This is a genomic window from candidate division TA06 bacterium B3_TA06 (assembly GCA_005223075.1).
GTDB lineage: Bacteria > Hydrothermota > Tepidihabitantia > B3-TA06 > B3-TA06 > B3-TA06.
This window is the reverse complement of record NJBO01000010.1, coordinates 1-23,352: the sequence shown is the minus strand read 5'-3', so window position 1 is coordinate 23,352 and position 23,352 is coordinate 1. Positions and strand designations below refer to the sequence as shown.

Genomic DNA, 23,352 nt, shown 5'->3' with positions numbered 1-23,352 from the left:
CCCCACAAGTCAACCACCTTAGTCCTCCTTTTCTCCTTCGGAGAAAAGATCGGAGAGGACACTACAGAAATATCCATGGTCAATACATCGTTATCTGGTAGAAAGAGGTTGAGATCGTCAAGCAGGAAGACAGGGAAGTTGATGAAGTTCCCATCGAGATGATTGTATTCGTGGGATTGAAGTCATGCTTGTGCCCCGGAGGGATACAAGTGGAGATAGGCCGCCCATGCCCTTGCCGAAGCACTCTTGTCTGTTCAAAAGTCTGTTCGGATCCAAAAAAGAGACAGGAGTGTCTGCGCTGTATTGCTCCACCCCAACCAAAGTAGTGGTGCTGCACTAAGGAAAGTAGGCTACTCCATCAGATCTTGCGGAACCAGAGTTCCGTAAGCAGATTAGGGGTGCGGTTGACATAAGTGGTCTAACTAAATATTATTATAGATGCACATCACAAGGAAAGAACTAGCAAAACGCATCAAGGCGCGGGATTTACCCGCGGCATTACTTTGCTACGGCGAAGAGGCGTTCTTTCACGAAGAGATTCTGACAGCCCTTCGTGCAAATTACGGCGGAGCAGGAAGTTGGGGCTACGAAGTAGTGGATGCCGCATTGCTTGATCCGGCCCAGCTACTGGCGTCGGCTGGGACCCTCTCGTTCGGAGGGGAAACAAAGGTCACGGTGCTGCGTTCGGCGCACAAGCTCAAGAAAGATCAGCTCCAGGCGCTGGAGCGGGTAGCCTCCCACCCGGCAAAGGTACGCGAGGTGTTACGGGATGTGTTACGGGTCGTGGTTATGATGGCCGAAAAGGAACTGAAAGCAACTGATAACCTTCTCAAATGGGCTAAAGGACAAAAGATCACGGTATGTCATCTAGTCTCACCCAAGCCCAGTGAATTGACATCGTGGCTGAAAACCCAGGCCTCGTCCAAGGGATTCTCGCTTGACGATAGAACCGTGGATTTCATGATCGATCTTTCTGCAGGCAACCTGATGGCGCTGGCACAGATGCTTACGAAGATTGATCTGTACCGCGGTGAAGGGGATAGGGTTGGTCTTAAGGACGTAGAAGATCTCCTGCACGATTCATTTGAGAAGGGGGTTTATGATTGTGTTAGGGCGGTATTTGCCAGAGATCGGGACAGGGCATCAAGGGAATTGCATCGTGTTTTGCGTTTCGATTCAAGGGAAGGCATGCTTCAGATTATTCGTGCTCTTTCCAGGGAGGCATTTGCGCTGCTGAAATATCATGAACTCAAGGGAAGGGTTCCGTCTGAAGAGATGGCGAAAGAGTTGAGATTGGGTTCGCGTAGGTGGCTGCTTTCGAAGGAGTATCCGGAAAGGGCTCGAAGGTGGCCCGCCGAAAGATTGCATCGGTTTCTTATGCGTCTGGCTGAGGTTGACTTGGCTGTCCGTACCACTGGCCGCGATGCAGAGGCGATGCTCGAGCAGGTAGTTATTGGAAATCTGGCACCTACAAGCGTTGAGGAGTTTGATGAAGTATTCTTATAAGGAGATTGAAGCCAAGTGGCTTAAGCGCTGGCAGGAATGGAAGTTGTACGACACACCGGTAGATCCTGAACGCAAGTTCTATCAGCTGGAGATGTTCCTTTACACCTCTGGCGACATCCACATCGGCCACTTTAGAAATTATATCATCGGCGACTTTATGTGGCGTTACAAGCGCATGCATGGATACCAGCTGCTTCATCCCTTCGGGTTCGACGCGTTCGGTCTGCCTGCCGAAGAAGCGGCCATAAAGCGTGGGGGATCGCCACGGAAATGGACAGAGACTAACATTGATACTGCCACTGAGACTATAAAAGCCCTCGGCTTAAGCTACGATTGGTCAAGGGAGGTGCGAACCTGCGATCCTCGCTATTACCGCTGGACCCAGTGGCTGTTCATCAAGCTCTATGAAAAGGGGCTGGCGTATCGGGACACTGGCTTAGTAAACTGGTGCCCCGCCTGCAATACGGTGCTGGCCAACGAACAGGTGATCGGTGGCAAATGCTGGCGCTGCCAGGCTCAGGTCGAAAAGAAGGAACTGGTGCAGTGGTACTTCAAGATCACGGATTACGCCCAGAGGCTGCTTGATAACCTGGACAAACTTAAAGACTGGCCAGAACCTATAAAGATCATGCAGCGCAACTGGATAGGCCGCAGCGATGGTGCCGAGTTGATATTTGAGTTGAAGGATAACCCCCAGATCAAGTTGCCGATATTCACGACCAGACCGGACACCGTCTACGGGGTCACTTTCATGGCCATTGCACCCGAGCACAAGCTGGTCTCCAAGCTCCTCGATAGGATGCCGAACAAGGACAAGGTGAAGGCGTACCGGGATGCCGCCCTTTTGAAATCTGAGATCGAGCGCCTGGCCGAGAACAGGGAGAAGGACGGGGTGGATACCGGCTTGAGAGTTCGTAACCCGTTCAATAACGAGGACGTGCAGCTATGGGTGGCCGACTACGTGCTGGCTTCATACGGAACAGGCATGGTGATGGCCGTACCTGCACATGATCAGCGCGATTTCGAGTTCGCAAAGCGCTACGGCATACCGATCAAGATAGTTATTCAACCGCCGGATTCCAAGCTCGTGCTTTCCGAGATGGAGGCCGCCTACGTTGAGCCGGGTGTGATGGTTTCATCAGGACCGTTCGACGGCATCAGCTCGGTGGAAGGAATAAGGAAGGTTGCGGAGTATGCGGCTGAGGAGGGCTTCGGCAAGCCTGCGGTCTCCTATCGTCTCCGCGACTGGCTCATCTCCAGACAGCGCTACTGGGGTGCGCCCATACCCATGATTCACTGCCCGAAATGCGGTATGGTGCCGGTGCCCGCCGAAGAGCTGCCCGCGCTCCTGCCTGATGAGTCAAAGATCAACTTCGTTCCCAAGGCCCGCTCGCCCCTTGAGTCGGTGCCCGAGTTCATAAACGTCTCCTGCCCCAAGTGCGGAGGTAATGCAAAGCGTGATACCGACACCATGGATACCTTTGTTGACTCGGCCTGGTACCACTTGAGGTATGTGGATCCAAAGAATGACAAGGAGATATTTAGCAAGGCTGAGGCAGAAAAGTGGCTGCCCATAGACCTTTACATTGGTGGCGACGAGCACGCCACCGGACACCTGATCTACTTCCGGTTCATAACCATGTTTTTATACGACTTAGGGATCTGCCCGGTCCAGGAACCGGTCATAAAGCTCTTCAATCACGGGATGGTGCTGGACGAGAACGGTGACGTGATGAGCAAGTCCAAGGGCAACGCGGTCTCGCCTCGAGAACTTATAGACCGCATCGGCGTTGATGCCGCGCGGGTAGCCATGCTCTTCTTCGCCCCGCCAGGACGTGAGGTTCTTTGGTCGGAGAAGGGGCTTAAAGGATCGACACGGTTCCTTGAACGTGTATACTCAGAAATCACTAAGTCTACCACAATTCAACCTGAGTTTTTTGACCGCTCGACGCTTGAATGGCCTGATGATGAACTATACGTTGCCATAGAACGCACTGTCAAGCAAGTCAGCGAAGACATTGGGAGAATGAGCTACAATACCGCAGTAGCAAGAATGATGGAATTCATGAATCGCTTTTCGATGCTTCCTCTCGAACCAAATGCAGTTGTGAGATATGCGGTAACGAAGTTCGTGCAGATATTAGCTCCCTTTGCCCCGTTCATCGCAGAAGAGCTTTGGGAGGCTCTTGGGAACAATGAAAGTATCTTCGAATCACAATGGCCCGAATTCGATAAGGAAGCAGTAATTGAAAAGGTCGTGGAGATCCCGATTCAAGTAAATGGTAAAGTAAGGACAGTAATAGCAGTACACAAGGGCACTTCTAAAGATGAAATTATAGCAATGGCTCGTGCAGATGACGTAGTGAAAAAGTACCTTGTCGCAGAACCGCGCAAGATAATTTTCGTCCCTGATAGGCTTCTTAATTTCGTTGTATAGAGCACCGGGATAAAATAATCCTCAGGTTTCGCAGACGACGCAGATATGAATTTGATTTTCAATCTGCGTTCCGAAAGGAAACGTGTGAAACGAGTTTCAATCTGCGGATAAATTCCTGAGGTCCGTTACGGGTTGACATCAGTCTACTTCGCGTTAAACTCAGATGATGAAACGCACAATAGCATTAATCCTTTTCATCGCTGGAGCTGTGATGGCCTTAGAGACGGGCCAGACCGGACTCAACCACCTGCGCATCCAGCCCGATGCCAGAAGCCAGGGAATGGGCGGTGTCTCACTGGGGGTAGCGGACAATCCTCAGGCGTTCTTCGCCAACCCGGCAGGATTATCCTCAAGCGAAAATATGATCCTTGCTGCCAACTATCTCCCCTATCCTGCTGGAATACACATCGGTTCAATCATCTTTAAGCCCCAGTCCTCTGGCCAACTACGTTATTCAGCCGGAGCCTTCTATCTCAACTCGGGAACCATGACAAAGACTTCGCCAACCAACGAGGATCTCGGCAGTTTCGGTTATCATGTGATCAACCTGGGCGGAACCCTCGCCTACGGGATAATCGAAAATCTAAGTGCGGGAGCGAACCTGAAAATCCATCTTGCTGTGGCCGACTCAAACACCCAGATAGGAGCCGCTGCTGATGTTGGACTGATGTATACTGATCTTCTGCCCGGCCTAGCTATAGGCGTTGCATTGCAGAACGCTGCATACGAGATAACACCTTTCGTGGAAGAGCGCTCCGGGATGCCCTTGGGCATCGGAGGCGGTGTAAGCTACGCAGGGGTGAAGAATCTTCTTCTGGGTCTTGATGTCTCCAAACCCTTTGATGCGCCGCTAATCGTTCGGGCAGGGATCGAGTTCCTCCCTGTTGACATCCTGGCTCTAAGGGGAGGATACTCAACCCAGGGCTCGGCATGGAAGACAGGGGAAGGTGCTGACATCCTGGCCGGATTCTCGTTGGGTCTGGGAATACACGATCTGGCAGGGGTATCGGTTGACTACGCGATCACCCCGGGGCTTGACCTGGGATTCTTCCACCGCATCTCCCTCTCATACCGGTTCTGATGAAGAGACAGTTCATAGAGAACTTACGCTCCGGCGACGATGTAGATGATGTCTTCTACCTAGCCGACAAGGAGACCCGGAAGACACGCGAGGGCAAGAATTTCTTAATCTTCCAGCTACGCGACCGAACCGGCATTCTCAAGTCCATCCTCTTCGATCCTACACCTTCAAGCAATCTTCCCAAAGGCATCTTTGCCTGTGTGCGAGGCCATCTCTCAGAGTACAACGGACGTCTTAACCTGAAGATAGATGGAATCAGGCAGATAAAGGAAGCAGAGGTAGACTACACAGATTTCCTGCCAAAAACAACGAGAGACGTTGAAGGCTGTTATCATAAGCTCCGTGAGACCGCAAATCAACTGCGTACTCCACTTTCAGCACTTCTAACCGCCTTCTACAACAACTCTACGTTCGAGCGGCAGTTCAAACTCGCCCCGGCAGGGGTGCGCGCTCACCACGCATATCTCGGTGGGTTGTGCGTCCATACATACGACATGCTTACCGCAGCCGAAGCGCTCTGTGAACTGAATTCGGATCTGGACAAGGATTTGCTTCTCGCAGGGGTACTCCTGCACGACATAGGCAAGATACGGGAGTACGAATATACGCGCACCATAGATAATACAGACGAGGGCAAACTCTTAGGGCACATCGTGATAGGAACAAGGATGATCGAACGCGAGATAGAACGCATCCCTCGCTTCCATGAAAAGCTTGCATGGAAGCTCTTACACATGGTTATCAGTCATCACGGGTTTATGGAGTACGGCTCGCCCCGCAGACCTCTCTTCCTGGAAGCAGAGATTCTGCATCAACTTGACAACCTCGATGCCAAGCGTGCAATGTATGAGGAGGTTGCGGCTCGCAGCAATGCGGGCGAGCGGTGGAGCGAGTACCATCCCTACCTGGAACACGACACCTACCTTGACCGCGACGTGTGACCCGTAACACCCATAACACCCACAATACCCACAATACCCATAACACCCACAATACCCGCAATACCCGCAACACCCGTACCCCTGCGGGGCATCTCCATAACTTCCTGGGACTAACGCCCCTTAATCAAGGACATAACACCCGTACCCCTTCGGGGCATTCTCATAATTACTCGGAGCTTGCGCTCCGCTCACAAGGAAATAACACCCGTAACACTGAAGCGTTTCTTCCGACGCTACGTGAGACCTGAACTTTAAGGACAATGTATGAACCAGCAACTTGAGAAGTTCCTCACAAGCAAAGGAATCATGCTCTTAGCGGATCAACAGGATAAGCTCAAGCGATACAAAGAGCTGATCCTTGATGCTTCCAAAAGCATCAATCTGGTCTCTCGAGGAGATCTTTCTCGTCTTGAGGAGCTGCACTTCGCAGATTCACTTGTTCCATTAGATCTTATACCTCGGAAAGCAAAGGTAGCGGATTGGGGATCAGGTGCTGGACTGCCTGGCATCCCTCTGGCTGTAGCCCGGCCTGATATTCACGTCACCTTAGTGGAATCGCGTCAAAAGAAGGCCGCATTCCTCTTGCGGGTGATAGGAGAACTCCAACCAGCCAATCTAGAGCTATTCCCTGATCGAGGCGAGAATCTAGAAAAGCGTTTTGATCTTATCACCGTCAGAGCAATAGGAACGATTATTGAGGTCTTACCCGTAGTAATAAATCATCTTAAAGAGAAGGGTGGAGTTCTCTTCTACAAGGGACCTGGAGGCAGGGCTGAGCTGGATGAGGCGGACTTGCTGATCGAGCGCTACGGGCTGAAGTCGCGGATGGAGAGTCTGGTGCTCCCTTGCGGCGAGGGACGAACCTACATCCTTCTTAAAAGGGGTCCCCAAGCGCTTGCTTCGCAAGCGTTTGGGGGTAAAAAAAAGAGGCCGGTTTAGCCGGCCCCTTGATATCTTTTGTCCTCTCTAATCCAGAACGGTAGCGATGTAGGCGGTCACGGTCGAGCCGATGGGAACCACGCTGCCCGCCTTGGGTGTTTGATAGTAAAGGGTGCCCTCGTAGTACTCGGTACTTACCCTGTAGACGAACTTCGCCTCCAGGCCTGCATCCTCGATCTTCTTCTTCGCCGAGCTCTTGCCCATGCGAATCACTTTGGGAACCACCGCTGTCTTGGGCGGTTCAGGACCCATACTTACCTTTAAATTCACGGTGGTGCCTTTCTGGACCATCATGCCTGGGGAAGGATCCGATGATACCACAAAGTCCTTGGCGATCTCTTCGGAGTATACCTCCTCCACGTCAACATCAAGTCCCAGCTTGCTCAGCTTAGCGCGTGCCGCACTCACAGCAACATTCTCAATGGCAGGAACTTCAACCCTGACTAAGCCCTTGGAGATCCAGACCTTTACAGAGGAACCCCGTTTGACCTCAGAAAGGGGAAGAGGCTCCTGCTTGGCTATAAGCCCTTTCTCTACCTCGTCAGACTCAATCTCGTCCACCACATAGATCAAAAGCCCTCTCTTCTCAGTGGAGACCTTCGCGTTCTCAACGGTAGATTTGGTCAGATCGGGGATTTCAACGGTTCGCCTCAGGGCGTCGCATCCAGTGACAGTCAAACCCACGAACACAATCGCAAGTAGTGCACCAATTGCACTCTTCTTCATTACGGTCCTCCTTCTTTACCTTAAATCAACTTATGTCAGGAATTTTACACCATTTATGCTTGACTGTCAAGGGGGGGCTGTGGGTCAAGGGATGGTTGTCAGGGTAGAGGGTGTGGCGTCAAAGATGCCGGGGCGTGGCATCAAAGGTGCCGGGGGGTGATGGAAAGATGTGGAACAGCCTCACCTGCCCATGTACATGAGGGTGTCGCTCAATTCAAATTGCAAATTTGTCTTGACTGTTTGACGGTAAACAGTTGACCTCCAAGTGCTGTGATTGTTGGAAGGTTTTTCTTTATCAATATTCAACCCTCTGCATCTTCAATTTGATATTTACTCCGTAACCGTCGTCCTTCGGTGCATTTTGAAATTTACAGGGTAACTTCGTGGAACCTCATACGTATCTCAGCATCTCATCCAGTGCTTTTTGTGCCCGGAAAGCGATGGAAGGGTCAACCTGGATCTGGTACTGATCCTTCTTTAGCGCCTCCAGAACGTGCTTAAGCCTTATCTTCTTCATGTTCTCGCAGACCTTGGGCGCGCCGAGCGAGTAGAACTCCTTGGCAGGGTTCTCCTTCTTGAGACGGTAGATAAGCCCCTCCTCGGTTCCCACGATGAAGCGTTTGCGATCGGATGATTGCGCAAGTCTCACCATTCCGTTGGTTGAGGTAACCTCATCAATCAGATCAATAACCTCAGGATCGCATTCAGGATGGACCATGATAAGTGCGTCAGGATAGCGCTCGCGCACGGCTTTGACCTCCTCCACGGTGAACCGCCGGTGAATCGGACAGAATCCTGCCCAGGGGATTATCTTCTTCTTTGTGAAACGCTGGACGTAGGATGCAAGGTTGCAGTCAGGGACGAAGATGATCTCTTCGGCATCCACCCCTTCGACCACCTTTACCGCGTTGGCAGAGGTGCAGCAGACGTCGACCTCAGCCTTGATGTCAGCGTTGGTGTTGACGTAAGCAACCACCTTGGCATTCGGATGTTCGGCCTTCAGGTTGCGCAGACCTTCAACATCGGCCATGTCGGCCATGGGGCAGCCCGCATCTGGGCGGGGCAGAAGAACCATCTTGTCCGGGGCAAGGATCTTGGCGGTCTCGGCCATGAAACGCACACCGCAGAATAATATTACCGGATGCGTGGCCTCGGCAGAACGCCGGGCCAGATCAAGCGAATCGCCGAGATAATCGGCAAGGTCCTGGATCTCCGGCAGTTGATAGTTATGAACCAGGATAAGCGCCTGTCGTTCACGAGCCAGCTGTCTGATCTCAAGAGTCATCTCCTCAGTACTTAACTCCTTAGTAGCAACAGCATCAGCCATAACGTAACTATAACAGTGAGGATGAGAATGTCAACTCGAAGAACAAGTGGCACGTTGACAAGACCCCGATCAGGTGTAGGTTAGTATCCAAGGAGACGGACATGGCAAAAACATCCACGCTCCAGAAACATCTGAGGAATCAATACCTGCCCATATTCCAGAAGATGATGGGAATGTCCATGGCAAAGGCGAAGCGAACCTTCAAAGACCTGTTCACAAAGGTAACCGAAGAAGCAAGGAAGGAAGACACCATGAACCTGCCGCCTAACCTGGGCGATATGCTTTTAGAAAAAGAATCCACAGATAAAAAAGTCAAAACCGTACTGGCCAAGAAGAGGGCAGAGGGTGTTCGGGACCAGAACATCCGGTGGTGGTGGAACATGCACGATCTTGAGCGCAGGATGATGTCAAAGGTGGATGAGGTCTTTGTATACGCACTTTTCCTTAGGTTTACGAAAGAGGAAGGGCTGAGTGCCGCGGAGGCAAACGAGAGGATTTGCAAGGTTCGCCCGATGTTCGGCGACCCAGCCGATAGCAGGTATGGTAGAGGAAACGACCGCCCACTGCCCGACGAACTTCGCCAGAGGGTTAATGCCTACATGAGCAGAAGAGCGCAGCAAGATCCGGAAGGGCTGAAGCGGGACGCCGAGGCCTGCTCCTCATTCAACGCCTTTGTGAGAAAAGAGATCCGTAAAGGGAACTTGTAATCCTATCAGTCATCGCGAGGAGCGAAGCACCCGAAGGGGGCACAAGGCGACGCGGCGATCTCATATAAATGACGCGCGTTGATCTGAGACGGCCTTTGATCACCCTCAATTGAGGATATGAGCATGTAGAGCGAGACTTTAGTCTCGCAGCGAAGCTAAAGCTTCGCACTACGTGCGTTAGAGATCGTGAACGGATGGTGATCAGAATAGACGATACGAAGCAATTGTCAGAAAACCGCTTTTCCGACAAACTCCTTGATGGGAGGGGGTAGAGAGAGGGTGAAAGCCCACAATCACCACCTCCTTTATTCTCCCCCATCAAGGGGGAGGTAGGTGTGTTACGGGTGTTGTTCCCTTAAGGTAATAGCATCAGCTCGGAGTAATCATGAGAATACCCCGCCTGCGCCCTGGTCAGGTACTTGCAATAACTAAACACCCCTCCCTTGACCCTTGACGGGAAGGCAAAGTAAGCTAGAATATATCTGTTATAGACCAATCGTTAGGAGCTAATTATGGATTCAGGCAAAAAGGGGTTCAAAAATCGGCACTGGTGGTTCTGGACAGCCGGGTTCTTTGCGTTTCTCTGGGTCCTGCTCAGAAGCGGAACGAATCCCAAGCGGCTGACCTACCCCTGCCAGCAGATGGCGTTTCCCCTTGCTTCAACTTGGTTTCTGGCAGTGATTGCGGTTTTAGGCGGGGGCTTGTTTTTAAAGAGATTTGCAAAGCTTTCTGCAGTGTCCATCTTGCTGGTAGGAGTCATGTTCTTGGGAGCGTCACCCGGCCTTGCCGGGGCCAAGGAGGCACCCTCATCACTGCCCACCTGGGAGATCTCAGACCCGGTCTCAACCGTCTTCGTGATGGATTCCATCCCATCCACGTCCGGCTCACTGGCCCCAGGCGACGCATCCGTTCCAGACCCCTACTTGAAAGACCCGGCAGTAGACACCCTTCTGGCGATGCTTGCCGCCAAAGATATCTTCCTGCACCGGACCACCGAACACCCTAACGGCATCGTTGGCGCGGACAATGTAGTAATCATCAAGGCCAACTTCCAGTGGAACGCACAGAACGGTACCAACTCCGATCGGATCAAAGGCCTCATCTGGCAGATACTCAATCATCCCGACGGGTTCAGTGGTGAGATTCTTGTATGTGATAATACGCAGGATATCGGCACCGGCATCAACGATCAAGACAACAACGGCGACGATCCGGAACAATCAATAGTGGATGTCGTTGCGACCTTCAAGGCCAAGGGTTATCCGGTTGATACCCTTGACTGGAAATACATCTGGAACGATGTGGCCTCAGAATATTCTGAAGGCGACTACAACGACGGATACGTCTACGAAGCCGAGACAAAGATCACCTACCCCAAGTTCCGCTCCCCTTCCGGAAACTACTACATCTCCTTACGGTACGGCATCTGGGATCCTGATCTAGAGTCCTATGACGCGGAGCGGCTCTGTATAATCGACTTCCCGGTGCTCAAGGCTCATTTCCTGGCCGGTTCAACCATCGGTGTTAAGAACTGGATAGGGGTGCTTACCACCGCCTACGCACAGCAGCGCTACGGCGGTTCCAACGCCATGCATTACAATTACTTCTTCAGTGATTACGCTCTGGTGGCGCGAGTGATGGCGGTTACCTGGCCCCGTTTGACCATAGTGGACGCCACCTGGACCTCGGGCGAAGGCCCCAACAATCTCAACTATCTTACCAACACAAAGATGCTACTCGCCTCCACCGACCCGGTTGCCTCCTCATGGTATGCGGCCAAGTTCATCCTTACCCCGGTTGCCAAGGACCCGAATGAAACCGATCCCGACCGCCAGGGAAGCCTTTACAACAACCATCTTTCAAGATGGACAACCTACCTTAGAGAATCAGCAGGGCTGCCGTGCACCATGGATTCGGCAGATATCTCCGTGTATGACCGTGAGGTGCTACCTGAGCCTGGAGTGGGAGAAGAAAGCACTCCTGAATCTACATCTTTCGGATTGGAGTCGATCTCTCCAAACCCATTCAGTGAAACGAGCATCATCCGGTATGTCATACCTCAGAAATCGCGAACAAAGCTCGTGATATTTGACACCTCAGGCCGGCCGGTCAAGACCCTTGCAGAAGGCCTCAGAGTGGCTGGTAACTACTCTGTTCGCTGGGACGGAAATGACGATGCGGGCAACCCCCTTAGCGGCGGTATATACTTCTGTCGCCTCCAGGCCGGAGAGTTCGCGCAGACGCAGAAGATACTGCTGGTAAAATAATGCTCCTTTTGTCCCGAAGGGACAAAAGATCGCAAAAGATAATGTGGCTCAGCCTCTCCAGGCTGAGCAAATATTAAAGAACAGGCTTCCAGCCTGTTCTACATCCCCCTTGGGTGACCGACACTTAGAGGCAAATCCTCGAACCCTGCCAGATATGAGATTGCTTCGCGGCTTCCAGCCGCTCGCAATGACGGGGTGTTTCCCCGCCCTTGATGGAACAGTGTGCCCCTGTCGGGCAGGGGGAGGATGAAAGCTCACAATCACCCCCTCCTTACGCGAAGCGGCGTCCGCGTCAATCCTCCGCCAGACGGTGGCACTTCGCCGGACTGTACTTCTTCACGGAATCTCCTGGTCGGGGCTTGACGAGGTATCATAAATCGCCTATAATTGTAAACTGCACGGGCAAAAACCCGTCGACAGTAAAGATTAAAAAAAGGAGGAACTACTTGACTTGAAGTGTGTTGTAGCCATTGACGGAACCGCCTCTTCAGGCAAAAGCACAACCGCCAGACTTCTCGCAAAAAAGCTGGGAGTTGTCTATCTGGATACCGGCGCGATGTATCGTGCGGTTACCTATTTATTATTGCAAGAAGACGCCCTCGAGGCCTCGGACAGGCTTCTTCAAAAGGCCCTCCTGGATGCCCCGCTTGAATTTAAGATACGCAACTACAAGCTTTACGTCTACCTTAACGGCAAGCGTCTTTCAGATGAACTTCGCTCCCACGAGGTAGATCGCTGGGTCTCCCCTGTTGCCGAACGGGCGTTGGTGCGCGCGTTCCTTGTGGCCAAACAGCGCCAGTTAGGACGCAACCGCAAACTGGTCTGCGAGGGCAGGGACATCGGCTCGGTGGTCTTCCCTGACGCAGCCCTCAAGGTCTTCATGAGCTGTGATCTTGTTGAGCGCGCCAGCCGCCGTCAGAAAGAACTGGAAGAAAGGGGTATCTCCCGCGATATCGAAGAGGTGAAAGCAAACCTGGCAAAGCGAGACGATACAGACTCCCATCGCAAGATAAGCCCGCTTCTTCACACACCGGATGCATTCTACGTGGAGACCACCAACCTCACCATAGACCAGCAAGTAGATATTATCTACGAAGAGGTAATGACAAGAATGGGAGAAGGGTGATGAGGTTGCGCTGGATGATTGGATGGTCGATAGTCGGTCCCACTTTACGATTCCTGTTTGGAGTACGGGTGCATGGACGCTCCTACGTTCCACGGAAAGGAGCAGTGCTCATCGCCTCCAACCACATGAACTTCATTGATCCCCCACTCGTGGGTCACGCAGCCGGACGCGAGTGTTTTTTTCTGGCCAAGGAGGAGTTGTTTGCCCAGTCCAGGTTCTTCCGCTGGCTTATCGCCTACTTCAACGCCATCCCTATCAAACGCGGCAAGGCTTTCGACATGCACCTGTTTAAGGAAGCATACAGACTCATCAAGAAAAAACAAGCAATAATCCTTTTCCCTGAAGGCACACGCAGCCTTAATGGAACGTTCCTGCCGTTCAAGTCAGGAGTAGGGATGCTTGCACTGCGCTACAAAATCCCGGTGGTTCCGGCATACATAAAGAACACCCATCGTCCCTGGCTGGACTGGCTCACCAGACGTTCAATGGTGGAGGTTTTCTTCGCAGAGCCTATCTACCCTGAGGGCCCATCCAAGGACAAGGAAGCTTACGAGGAGTTCACCCTTCGCATCGAACGCGAGGTGCACCGCCTGGCGGACATCGCTCACGGCAGGGTGAACTCGAAGAGAATCGGTCAAGCAGCGAGCAAAGCTCCACTTAAACCTGTAAACACTGAAAACCAAACCCTTTCTGCGCGCAAAAAGGCAGATTGGGATATCCAGGTGAATCTCTAGACTAGGAGGAAAAACCTAATGACAGAAAACGTAGTCAAAGATCCAACAAGCGAAGAACTCGAAAAACTAATCTCCGAGTCGCTATCGAGCTTGCATGTAGGCGAGATAGTCACGGGGAAGATAGCCCGGGTTGAGGGCAACTCAGTGCTTATTGACCTGGGTTGGAAGTCTGAAGGGGTGCTTTCCATCACCGAGTTTAACGAGCCTGAGGAGATCAAGGTAGGCGACGATGTGATGGTGTTCGTGGAGTCACTTGAGAACCGCGAAGGGCTCCCTGTGATCTCCAAGAAGAAGGCCGACTTCCAGATGGCCTGGGATACCATAAAGCGCAAGCTGGAGGCCGAGGAATCCTGTCCTGCCCTGGTGCGCAAGAAGGTTAAGGGCGGTCTGCAGGTGGAGGTTTTCGGCCTCGACGCATTCCTGCCCGGCTCCCAGGTTGACATTCGCTCGGTAACCGACTTCGACGCCTACATCGGTAAGGAGATCGAGGTTAAGATAATCAAGGTCAACTGGAACAAGCGCAACATCGTTGTCTCGCGCCGGATGCTTCTCGAGGAAGAACTCGCCAGACTCCACAAGGAGGCCCTTGACAGGCTTAACGTGGATGAGGTGGTTGAAGGGATAGTGAAGAACATCGTGGACTTCGGCGCCTTCATCGATCTGGGTGGCCTTGATGCACTTCTGCACATCTCAGACATCAGCTGGAAGAAGATTGTGCATCCTGCTGAAGTCCTGAAGGTTGGAGAGAAGATCAAGGTTAAGGTTCTCACTAAGAACGAGGAGACAGGCAGGGTAACCGTAGGTCTAAAGCAGCTTACCCCGCATCCATGGGATAACGTTGACAAGCGCTACTCCATAGGTTCTCGCGTCAAGGGGACAGTCACGAGCTTCACCGACTACGGTGCTTTCGTTGAGCTGGAGAAAGGCATAGAAGGCCTTATCCACATCAGCGAGATGTCATGGACCCGCACGGTAAGTCACCCGGCTCAGATACTGCAGATCGGCCATGAAGTAGAAACAATCGTTTTATCAATGGACAAGGATAACAGACGTATCTCTTTAGGTCTCAAACAGACTACGCCCGACCCATGGTCGATGATAGACGAACGCTACCATATCGGTCAGCGCCTGGAAGGAACTGTAACCTCACTCAAGAACTTTGGGGCATTCGTTGAGATCCAGGAAGGGATCGAGGGCCTTGTGCGCAACGTCGATCTTTCCTGGACCAAACGCATCAAGCATCCCCGCGAGATCCTTAAGAAGGGAGAGCGGGTCGAAACCATCATCCTGGATGTGGACAAGGAGAGCCGCAGGATAACCCTCGGCATCAAGCAGACCCAGGAAGACCCATTCTACAGCTGGTCCAAGGAACACAAAGAGGGTGCTCATGTGTTGGGCAAGATCATAGACATGCCCTCTTCCGGCGTAGTGGTTGCGCTTACCGAGGAGATCGAGGGCTTCGTTCCTCAACAGCAGCTTCGTAAGCGCAAGATAAAGAAGATCAAAGACCACTACAGGCTGGGCGAGGAGCTCCAGCTAATCATACGTCGAATCGACCTCAAGGGCCGCAGGGTGATCCTTTCTGAACGCGACTACTACAAGAAGACCGAGGCAAAGGAACGTCGTCACGCCGAATCCATCAAAGCCCCCAAAGGCTTCTCACTTAAGGACCATCTTGCCGATGCCCTAAGCACCCTGGAAGAAGCGGCTGAGAGCACAGAGGAAACAAAGCAAACTACCAAAGCCGCCGAAAAAACCAAGAAGAAAGAACCAGAGACCAAAGTCAAAGAAGCTGCCAAGGACAAATCAGAGGTCCCAACCAAAGAAAAAACAAAAAAGAAAACCACTGCTCGCAGGAAGAAACCTGACGCTGAGGCGAAAGCCGAACCGAAGAAAACTACCAGGAAGAAGACCGCGAAAAAGGAAGAACCCCACGCTGAGGCGAAAGCCGACGGTGAGGTGAAAGCCGACGGTGAGGCGAAAGCCGAACCGGACGTCGACGCCGAAGCCAAGAAGGCTGAGAAAAAACCAAAGAAGCGCACCAGAAAGAAGAAGGAAGAGACAGGGGGCAAGTAAGGAATCATCCTTACTTGCCTGAAGTTATTAGATCCCCGGATTCTGAGGATCAATCGTGCCTGGACCTAAGGTATTGGTGGCCGCCACAGGCTGCAAGCTCAATCAGGCCGAGGCCGACCTCTGGAAAGCCTGGTTTGTGCAAAATGGATACGAGCTCGCAGAAGATGCACGGCAGGAGGCCAGTGTCAAAGTCTGTCTCGTGACTACGTGTACTGTAACAGGACGGGCGGACAGGAGTTCTGTGGCTCTTATCCGCCGTCTCCATCGCAGATACCCGGATGCAAAGATAAAGGTCACCGGCTGCGGTGCCACACGGATACCCGAACGGATGGCCGCTCTTCCTGGTGTAACCCGGATCATAGGATATGAGGAAAAGGAAAACCTGATCGTACCTCTGCGTTACGGAAAGGATAGCTGTGATGTCTTCGTCATCTCTCGGAACCGCGCTTTTCTTCGCGTAGGCGAGGGGTGTGAGAGAAGGTGCAGCTACTGTGTGGTTTCAAGGATCCGCGGCCCTGTCCGCTCCAAGCCTAAAGAGACGATTCTTGAGGAACTCCATGCACTCCACTCCGAGGGCTTCGGCGAGGTGGTGCTGGTGGCGCTTAACCTGGGTCTTTGGGGACAAGAACGAGGCGAAAGTCTAACCTTGCTTCTTAAAAGGATTGAGCAAGAAGGGAGGGGGGTGCCTAGAATCCGCCTGACCTCGCTTGAGCCTGACACGATCTCAGACGAACTGCTGGGGGTACTGGCTACAAGTTCACGATTCTGCCCGCACCTGCACATTCCATTGCAGTCGGGCGACGATAGGATACTTGAAGAGATGAACCGTCCCTACCGCACAAAGGAGTTCTCTCGATTAATGAATAAAGTGGCAAGGATGTTGCCTGACGCGTGCATAGGCACCGACATAATAACCTCAACCCCTGGAGAGGATGAGGAAAGTTTTGCTCGCACCCTTGAGTTCGTGCGCGGCCTGCCGGTGAATCATCTGCACGTCTTCACCTACTCGGCCCGTCCCGGAACGCCAATGGCCAATATGAGCAGTAAATCACTAAAGGCCCCGCGCGAAAGAACGAAACTTCTCAGAGCAGAGGGTGAGAGGAAATCGTTCGAGTTCCGAAAACGCTTCCAAGGCAAGGTAAGACAGGCTGTCCTGCTCTCCCCTACCCGTGCGCTTACGGATAACTATATCGATGTTAAAATCCCACCTACTTCAAAGCCAGTACGTTCGTTGGTAAATGTCAAAATAACCGAGGTTACACCTGAAGGAACAATAGGAATAGTGAAGTGAAGATAGATATCAAGAACCTGACCCTTGATCAACTACACCAGGAGTTGGCCAAACTCGACCTGCCAAGCTTCCGTGCCAGGCAGATATTCAAATGGATATGGCAGAAGGGTATAAAGGATTGGGAGCTAATGACCGACATCGCCAAGCCTCTGCGCGAGCGCTTGGCCGAGCGCTATCGCATCTCGAGTCTCAAGCTCAAGAACCGGGTGGGATCGGCTAAAGAAGGTGCGGTAAAGCACCTCTTCGAGCTGGCGGGCGGCGAACGAATCGAATCCGTATGGCTCAAGGATGGAACCCGACGCACGGTATGTGTATCAACCCAGGTGGGCTGTTCTTTTGCGTGCCGCTTCTGCCGCACCGCAGATATGGGATTTGTACGAAACCTCACGCCTGCCGAGATTGCAGGTCAGGTCTTAAAGATTGCCAAAGGTCAGACCGAGCGGATAACCAACGTGGTGTTCATGGGGATGGGCGAGCCGTTCTTAAATTACGATGCTTCTCTGGACGCGGCAAGGATACTTAACGGTGACTTCGGCTTAAACATCGGCGCGCGCAAGATTACACTATCCACCGTGGGGATAGTGCCGGGTATCAGGAGTTTCGCAGAAGAGCCTGAGCAGTTCAAGCTGGCCGTGTCTCTGAACGCGGCAGATCAGGAGACGCGAGAACGCATCATGCCCATCGCCAAGCGTTATCCGTTGAAGGAGCTTATCCCTGCTGTTAGGGAGTATATCGAGATCAAAGGCAAGCGGGTGACCTTCGAGTACGTTCTTCTTGCAGGGATAAACGACCGCCGCAAGGACGCGGAAAATCTTACTCTGCTCCTTGCCGGGATACCATGCAAGATAAACCTTATTCCCTTCAACCCTTATCCTGACGCCAGCTTCGATGTGCCGAGCGATGAGGACGTGAAACGTTTCCGGGAATGGCTCATGCCTGATCTGCCAGCGGTCACCTTACGCAAGAGCTTAGGCGCAGCCATACTCGCGGGATGTGGACAATTAGCGACTTCTTCCCTCAACGAAAAGGAAAAATAAAAGCGAACAGTCCTTCCCTCAATAAAACAAAAATCAGGGAGCTTTTTTATGGAGTGCAACAATCGTATTGTTGCAGCAATGACATGGTCATTGCACTCCAAAAGGCCCGCTTCATTTGTTACTAATCCTCGTGTGCAGGAACGTCGCAGGCTGAGTCCCCGCAGCCGCATTCGGCTTCCTCTTGCTTGCGATTACGGCTACGCCTAAAAATCTTGAGGCCGAACTGGTATCCGATCAAACCAAGCACCAGCGCCGCCGAGGTGATCTTCACTATACCAGGCAACTCAAACATCCCGATCACCCTGCCGTTGGATGGAGCGGCCAGACCGCGAGGGACAAGGAGATCGAAAAGAAAGCCCATACCGATCGAGACAAGGACGATGGAGGCAAGGTAGATCGCAAGCGAGCGTCTGCCAAGGGTTTTGGAGACCACCGTGACCGTGACCGCGTTGGTGGCCGGACCCGCGATCAGGAACACAAGCGCCGCACCGGGCGAGATACCCTTCATGATAAGGGCCGCGGCTATGGGCAGCGAACCCGTAGCGCAGATATAGAGCGGGATGCTTAAAACAAGCATTAAAAACATCTGAAGGACCGGAGAAGGAAGGTAGGTGCCGATCAGTTCTGCAGAAACAAAGTAGGAGATAGCACCGCCTATAAGTATCCCGATAAGTAGCCACTTACCGATGTCTGCAACAAGCTCACCAAACGAATATGCAATCATCGCCCTCAGGCGGGTGGTGAAGTTGTGAGTGTGACCGTTCGCTGTCGCGTCCTCCCCGCAGACGACACAGGTTTGATTCTTGGCTGGCTTATCTTCTACCTCATCACGTCTGTCAAAGATGTTGGCACCCAAACCGGCAACCAACCCGGCGGCAAAGGAAGCGGCCACACGGTATAACGCGAAGATGGGCCCAAGAAGCGAGTAGGTGGCAAGGATGGAGTCAGCGCCTGAGGTGGGGGTGGAGATGAGGAAAGCAAGAGTCGCTCCACGACTGGCTCCGCTTCTCCTGAGCGAAGCAACAGCAGGTATCACTCCACAAGAACACAAGGGAAGAGGGATACCGAAAAGCGTTGCCTTAAGCACCGAGGAGAAGCTTGACTTCCCAAGATGCCTGGATATGCGCTGGACAGAAAAGAAAACGTGCAAAATCCCCGCGAATAGGAATCCCAGGAGAAGATAGGGGGACATCGCGGCCAAAAGGTTCCATGACTCACGCAGGATTCCCAAAAGGGCTTGCCAAACCCAGAAAACTAGCGCCTGCATCTTTGGATACCTGTGAGGTTTGTCTCAATCATACTGTAATTATAGAGTTTTCCCCTTCGATGTCAATCCCTATTGGCTATCTGCTTAACTAGCGCCCTACTCTTCCTTGACGGTTACCGTTTTGATCTTATCATTCCTCTCTATCTCGTCAAGGACCTCCTCTCCTTTCATAAGCTTCCCTATTATGGTGTAGCGGCCGTCCAGCTCCGGCACGGCCTTGCGGCAGATGATAAACTGCGAGGAGGTGGTCCAGGGTCTGCCGAAGTTGATCATGGAAAGCGTTCCCCGCTCATGGTGAAGGGTCGCCTCGATCTCCTCCTTGATTAGATTGCCGGCGTGACCGGTTCCGTCGTTGCTCGGACAGCCGGACTGAACCAACCCCTTATCTGAGATATGCCAGAAAAGCAGGCCGTCGTAGAAGCCTTCCTTGGCAAGCCTCGTGAACTGGGCCACCCCATTAGGGGCATTCTCAGGGTACAGCTCGAACCACATTATGCCGCGTTCTTCTACCTCGATAGCGGCATAGATTTTTTTCGCAGCCTCGGCTTCCTGCTGTTTTGGCCCGCAGCTTACCCCTGCCAGGATAAAAAATATTGTCGCGATTATACAAAGCGCCTTTCGCATTGCATCCTCCTTCACATTAATAATAGGGAGAATCCTTCACAGGTCAAGTATCTTAGGGTTAAGTCAAAAGAGGTAAAATCCCCGGAAAGTGCCTGGGGCAAGCGAAAAAAGGGTTGTCAAAGACCGAACCAGCCAGTATCAGGAATCTCTCGTTGATTACATGAGGAAATATCTACAGCGTAACTTCAGGAATCGCTTTCATCCTCTTCCGCAGGCGCCATGTCCCGATTGCGGCCCAGGACGTGCCAGTGGAAGCTTCCCTCGCTTCCCTGCTCGGCATTCCTCAAATCTATTACTTCCATGTGTCGTAGGAGGGTTACGATCTCCCGCGCGTCGCAATAATGACGCATCTCTCCTTTATCGGCAAACGTTTGCGGTTCAATCTCCCTGTCCTTGCGGTAATTTGTGTTTTTCGTCGAGATCAGCGTTATGTAGAAGAAACCATCCTTCCTGATGCCGGAAAGCAGTCCTTCAAAGCGTTCGGTAAGCCCCTCCAAGGTGGTTTGGTAAAGACAATTGAACCCGACTGCGAAATCGAAATGACGGAGAGGAACAGGCAGGTCGCCAGGTGCGGCTTTAAGCAGCCGAGCCGAAAGGCCTGCTGCATCGAGCTCTTTCGCAAGACCGTCAAGCGTCTCTTGAGGGGGATCGAGAACGGTTAGCTCGAAACCTTTACGAACGAAGATGAGCGCGGATTGGGTATCCTCTGCCCCGAGGAGAAGCACCCGCCGCACCCACTGGATCTGCAGGAACACCTGGAAACGTCTTATCTGCTGGGTTAGTTCAATCCCCGGCATCAGACCGCCTTAAACCCTAAGCCGTTCTTAAGAGTTTACCGCTACAAGTATGGATACGTATAACGTTCAATCCTGTGCTAGTCGCTCCGGCATCTACGCTTGCGGCGGTTTGCGTTGATGGTTGCTCCACTGCCACCACCCCAGATTATGATTACTCCTAAAAGGAAGCCAAAGTCGTACCAGCCGCCGCTATTGGCTCGTTCATAGACCTCTACGCTTTTCGAAAAGAGCGAGATTATGAAGGTTATGACTGCAATCATCCCGTGCCAGAGCCCGGCCCAGAACCCTGCCGGGTTTGCTACGTTCCAGCGCGCGGCGTCACCTGCGGCGCACCCCAGGAGCAGGACGGTTGCCGAGGCCATTATTACAGGTACATTCGTGCGTAAGAAGTGCTTCATTTTATCCTCCGTACGAAATATAACCGAGGAATCGAATTAGTCAAGTGATTTGTTGCCTAACAGGATCGAGGAAACCGGAGGCAATGGAAGGTAATCTGGTTGTCCCTGACGAGGCCTATGACGTATTGATGAAGAAATAACGTGCTCCAACCCCTCCAAAGGGAGAGGAATTGAGGGTGATGGAGTGCTTGACAAACCTTAATCTTCATTATATCATTACCTATGGATCAGGAGCCGCGCAACCAGCTATACTTCGGGGATAATCTGGAGGTCTTGCGGGAGAACATCGCCTCGGAGTCGGTGGATTTGGTTTATCTCGACCCGCCGTTCAACTCCAAGGCGACGTATAACGTATTGTTCAAGGAGGCTGAGGGCACGCCGTCTGCGGCGCAGATCGAAGCGTTTACCGACTTCTGGCACTGGGACGAGGTCTCGGCCCGCACATATCACGAGCTTGTGACCGGTGGTCAGGCTCCGCCCGCGCTGGTAGACCTGCTTCAGGGTTTCGAGCAGTTCCTAGGGCACAACGACATGCTGGCGTATCTGGTGATGATGGCTCCGCGCCTGGTGGAGCTGAAGCGCGTGCTGAAACCGACCGGCTCCATCTACCTGCACTGCGACCCCACCGCTGGGCATTATCTGAAGATACTTATGGATGCGGTGTTCGGGGTCAAGAACTTCGTTAATGAAATCATCTGGCAGAAAATTCGTGTTGGTAAAGCCCAGAGTCACCAGTTCGCTAAATTGCAAGACGTTATCTTCTTTTACAGTAAAACTAATAAAAATACTTTCAACCAATTAAGGATGCCTCCATCTCAAGGATACATCGATAAATACTACACCAATGTTGAAGAAGAAACAGGGAGAAGATATCAGTTAATAAGTTTCATCCAAGGGGGTGAAGGACCTCCACGTCGGTTTGGAGATAGAATATTAAAACCACCCGCAGGTAAACATTGGATTTGGTCACAAGAGCGAATTGATGAGGCGATGGAGAAAGGTTGGTTGGTTTTCACTGACCCTAATAAGCCTAGACTTAAGAGATACCTAGATCAATATGAGGGTAAGAATATTGGTACAATTTGGACTGATATCTTTCCCATCAATGCGGTTGCTAAGGAACGTCTTGGCTATCCTACTCAGAAGCCAGTCGCTTTACTCGAACGCATCCTTCAAGCCTCTTCCAACGAGGGAGACGTGGTGCTTGACCCGTTCTGCGGGTGCGGAACTACCATTGCCGCCGCGCAAGCGCTGGGCCGCCGCTGGATAGGCATAGACATAACCTACCTTGCCATAAACCTCATCAAGAACCGGCTGGCTGACCACTTTGGTGAAGAGGTAGAATATGAGGTGCACGGAATCCCCAAGGACTGGGAATCGGCGCGCGAACTGGCCGAAGCCACCGACCGTCCCCGCAAGGAGTTCGAGCTGTGGGCGCTGTCATTAGTTAATGCAAGACCGAAGGGTGATCCTACCAAAAAAGGCGGCGCAGACAAGGGCATTGACGGCATCCGCTTCTTCATAGACGGCAAACAGCGCAAGTATCAAAAGGTTATCGTTCAGGTGAAGAGCGACGCCAAACCCAAGGTCTCATACGTGCGTGACTTAGTCGGCACCATGCAGCGGGAAAAGGCGGTCATGGGCGCGTTGATATTGCTCTACGAACCTTCCGAGCGCTCCGACATCCCCGCAGAGGCGGCATCGGCAGGGTTCTACCATTCGGAGATTATGAACAAGGACTACCCCAAGGTGCAGGTGCTCACGGTCAAAGGACTTCTGGAGGGCACCGAGCGTCTGAAGATTCCGCAGATTGCACCTGACGACGTGACCTTCAAACGGGCGGAGCGGATCACCAAGGACAAGGATAAGCAGAAGAAGCTGGACGTGTAACCCCCTCCCCCTAGCCCCCTCCACAGAGGGAGGGGGAAATCCCCTTCCTTGATGGCGTAAGTATTCCTGTCGAGTAAAAGGTCAACACAAAGTGGCGGGGAAGGTGATAAGAGTTTCACCCCCTCCCTGCCCTCCCCCATCAAGGGGGAGGTAATATTAATGTAGGACAGACAAGGAGAGC

Annotated in this window: 19 protein-coding genes; 13 read left to right on the top strand and 6 right to left on the bottom strand. The window is 52.4% G+C overall.

The features are described from left to right. Positions 1-438 precede the first annotated feature (438 nt). From holA to rsmG, 5 genes are all read left to right on the top strand, one after another. Positions 439-1,506, top strand: coding sequence for a DNA polymerase III subunit delta (holA, locus tag CEE36_06915; protein ID TKJ42626.1), 1,068 nt, complete (start codon positions 439-441; stop codon positions 1,504-1,506). Then, positions 1,490-3,943, top strand: coding sequence for a leucine--tRNA ligase (locus CEE36_06910; protein TKJ42625.1), 2,454 nt, complete (start codon positions 1,490-1,492; stop codon positions 3,941-3,943). Before holA ends, CEE36_06910 begins: the two co-directional genes overlap by 17 nt. Positions 3,944-4,109: 166 nt before the next feature. Next, complete coding sequence (locus tag CEE36_06905; GenBank protein TKJ42624.1) at positions 4,110-5,024, top strand: hypothetical protein; 915 nt, start codon at positions 4,110-4,112, stop codon at positions 5,022-5,024. Beyond that, positions 5,024-5,965 (top strand): hypothetical protein, encoded by a 942-nt coding sequence (locus CEE36_06900; GenBank protein TKJ42623.1) that lies wholly within the window; start codon positions 5,024-5,026, stop codon positions 5,963-5,965. Before CEE36_06905 ends, CEE36_06900 begins: the two co-directional genes overlap by 1 nt. A gap of 264 nt (positions 5,966-6,229) precedes the next feature. Further along, the gene (gene rsmG, locus CEE36_06895; GenBank protein TKJ42622.1) at positions 6,230-6,904 is read left to right on the top strand and encodes a 16S rRNA (guanine(527)-N(7))-methyltransferase RsmG; all 675 of its coding nucleotides are present in this window, start codon (positions 6,230-6,232) and stop codon (positions 6,902-6,904) included. 27 nt (positions 6,905-6,931) lie between these two features. Here rsmG and CEE36_06890 read toward each other — a convergent pair whose 3' ends face one another. Together CEE36_06890 and CEE36_06885 are read right to left on the bottom strand one after the other, a co-directional pair. Next, entirely contained in the window at positions 6,932-7,630 is a 699-nt protein-coding gene (locus CEE36_06890) for a hypothetical protein (GenBank protein TKJ42621.1), read from the bottom strand. 391 nt (positions 7,631-8,021) lie between these two features. Next, a complete protein-coding gene (locus CEE36_06885) occupies positions 8,022-8,957 on the bottom strand; it encodes a quinolinate synthase (protein TKJ42620.1) in 936 nt (311 codons plus the stop codon). 101 nt (positions 8,958-9,058) lie between these two features. Between CEE36_06885 and CEE36_06880 the strand changes: the two genes are divergently transcribed. From CEE36_06880 to rlmN, 7 genes are all read left to right on the top strand, one after another. Next, positions 9,059-9,664 (top strand): hypothetical protein, encoded by a 606-nt coding sequence (locus tag CEE36_06880; protein TKJ42619.1) that lies wholly within the window; start codon positions 9,059-9,061, stop codon positions 9,662-9,664. A gap of 512 nt (positions 9,665-10,176) precedes the next feature. Continuing rightward, positions 10,177-11,931 (top strand): hypothetical protein, encoded by a 1,755-nt coding sequence (locus tag CEE36_06875; protein TKJ42618.1) that lies wholly within the window; start codon positions 10,177-10,179, stop codon positions 11,929-11,931. 451 nt (positions 11,932-12,382) lie between these two features. Further along, on the top strand, positions 12,383-13,057 hold the full coding sequence (locus CEE36_06870; GenBank protein TKJ42617.1) for a cytidylate kinase: 675 nt from the start codon (positions 12,383-12,385) through the stop codon (positions 13,055-13,057). Continuing rightward, a complete protein-coding gene (locus CEE36_06865; protein TKJ42616.1) occupies positions 13,057-13,791 on the top strand; it encodes a hypothetical protein in 735 nt (244 codons plus the stop codon). Before CEE36_06870 ends, CEE36_06865 begins: the two co-directional genes overlap by 1 nt. 18 nt (positions 13,792-13,809) lie before the next feature. Then, a complete protein-coding gene (locus CEE36_06860) occupies positions 13,810-15,867 on the top strand; it encodes a hypothetical protein (GenBank protein TKJ42615.1) in 2,058 nt (685 codons plus the stop codon). Positions 15,868-15,919: 52 nt separating this feature from the next. Beyond that, the gene (locus CEE36_06855) at positions 15,920-17,158 is read left to right on the top strand and encodes a hypothetical protein (GenBank protein TKJ42614.1); all 1,239 of its coding nucleotides are present in this window, start codon (positions 15,920-15,922) and stop codon (positions 17,156-17,158) included. Then, positions 17,155-18,195, top strand: coding sequence for a 23S rRNA (adenine(2503)-C(2))-methyltransferase RlmN (gene rlmN, locus CEE36_06850; GenBank protein ID TKJ42613.1), 1,041 nt, complete (start codon positions 17,155-17,157; stop codon positions 18,193-18,195). The genes CEE36_06855 and rlmN overlap by 4 nt, the downstream gene beginning before the upstream one ends. Before the next feature lie 121 nt (positions 18,196-18,316). Here the strand turns inward: rlmN and CEE36_06845 are convergent, their stop codons facing one another. The 4 genes from CEE36_06845 to CEE36_06830 form a co-directional block, all read right to left on the bottom strand. Beyond that, positions 18,317-19,462, bottom strand: coding sequence for a hypothetical protein (locus CEE36_06845; GenBank protein ID TKJ42612.1), 1,146 nt, complete (start codon positions 19,460-19,462; stop codon positions 18,317-18,319). A 96-nt stretch (positions 19,463-19,558) separates the two neighbouring features. Further along, on the bottom strand, positions 19,559-20,086 hold the full coding sequence (locus tag CEE36_06840) for a peptidylprolyl isomerase (GenBank protein ID TKJ42611.1): 528 nt from the start codon (positions 20,084-20,086) through the stop codon (positions 19,559-19,561). Between the two features lie 185 nt (positions 20,087-20,271). Then, positions 20,272-20,883: a hypothetical protein gene (locus CEE36_06835; GenBank protein TKJ42610.1), complete on the bottom strand. Its 612-nt coding sequence runs from the start codon at positions 20,881-20,883 to the stop codon at positions 20,272-20,274. Positions 20,884-20,960: 77 nt separating this feature from the next. Beyond that, complete coding sequence (locus CEE36_06830; protein ID TKJ42609.1) at positions 20,961-21,302, bottom strand: hypothetical protein; 342 nt, start codon at positions 21,300-21,302, stop codon at positions 20,961-20,963. Positions 21,303-21,503: 201 nt separating this feature from the next. Between CEE36_06830 and CEE36_06825 the strand changes: the two genes are divergently transcribed. Then, positions 21,504-23,171 carry a site-specific DNA-methyltransferase gene (locus tag CEE36_06825; protein ID TKJ42608.1) on the top strand — a complete coding sequence of 556 codons (1,668 nt, stop codon included), beginning with the start codon at positions 21,504-21,506 and terminating at the stop codon, positions 23,169-23,171. Positions 23,172-23,352: the final 181 nt, after the last annotated feature.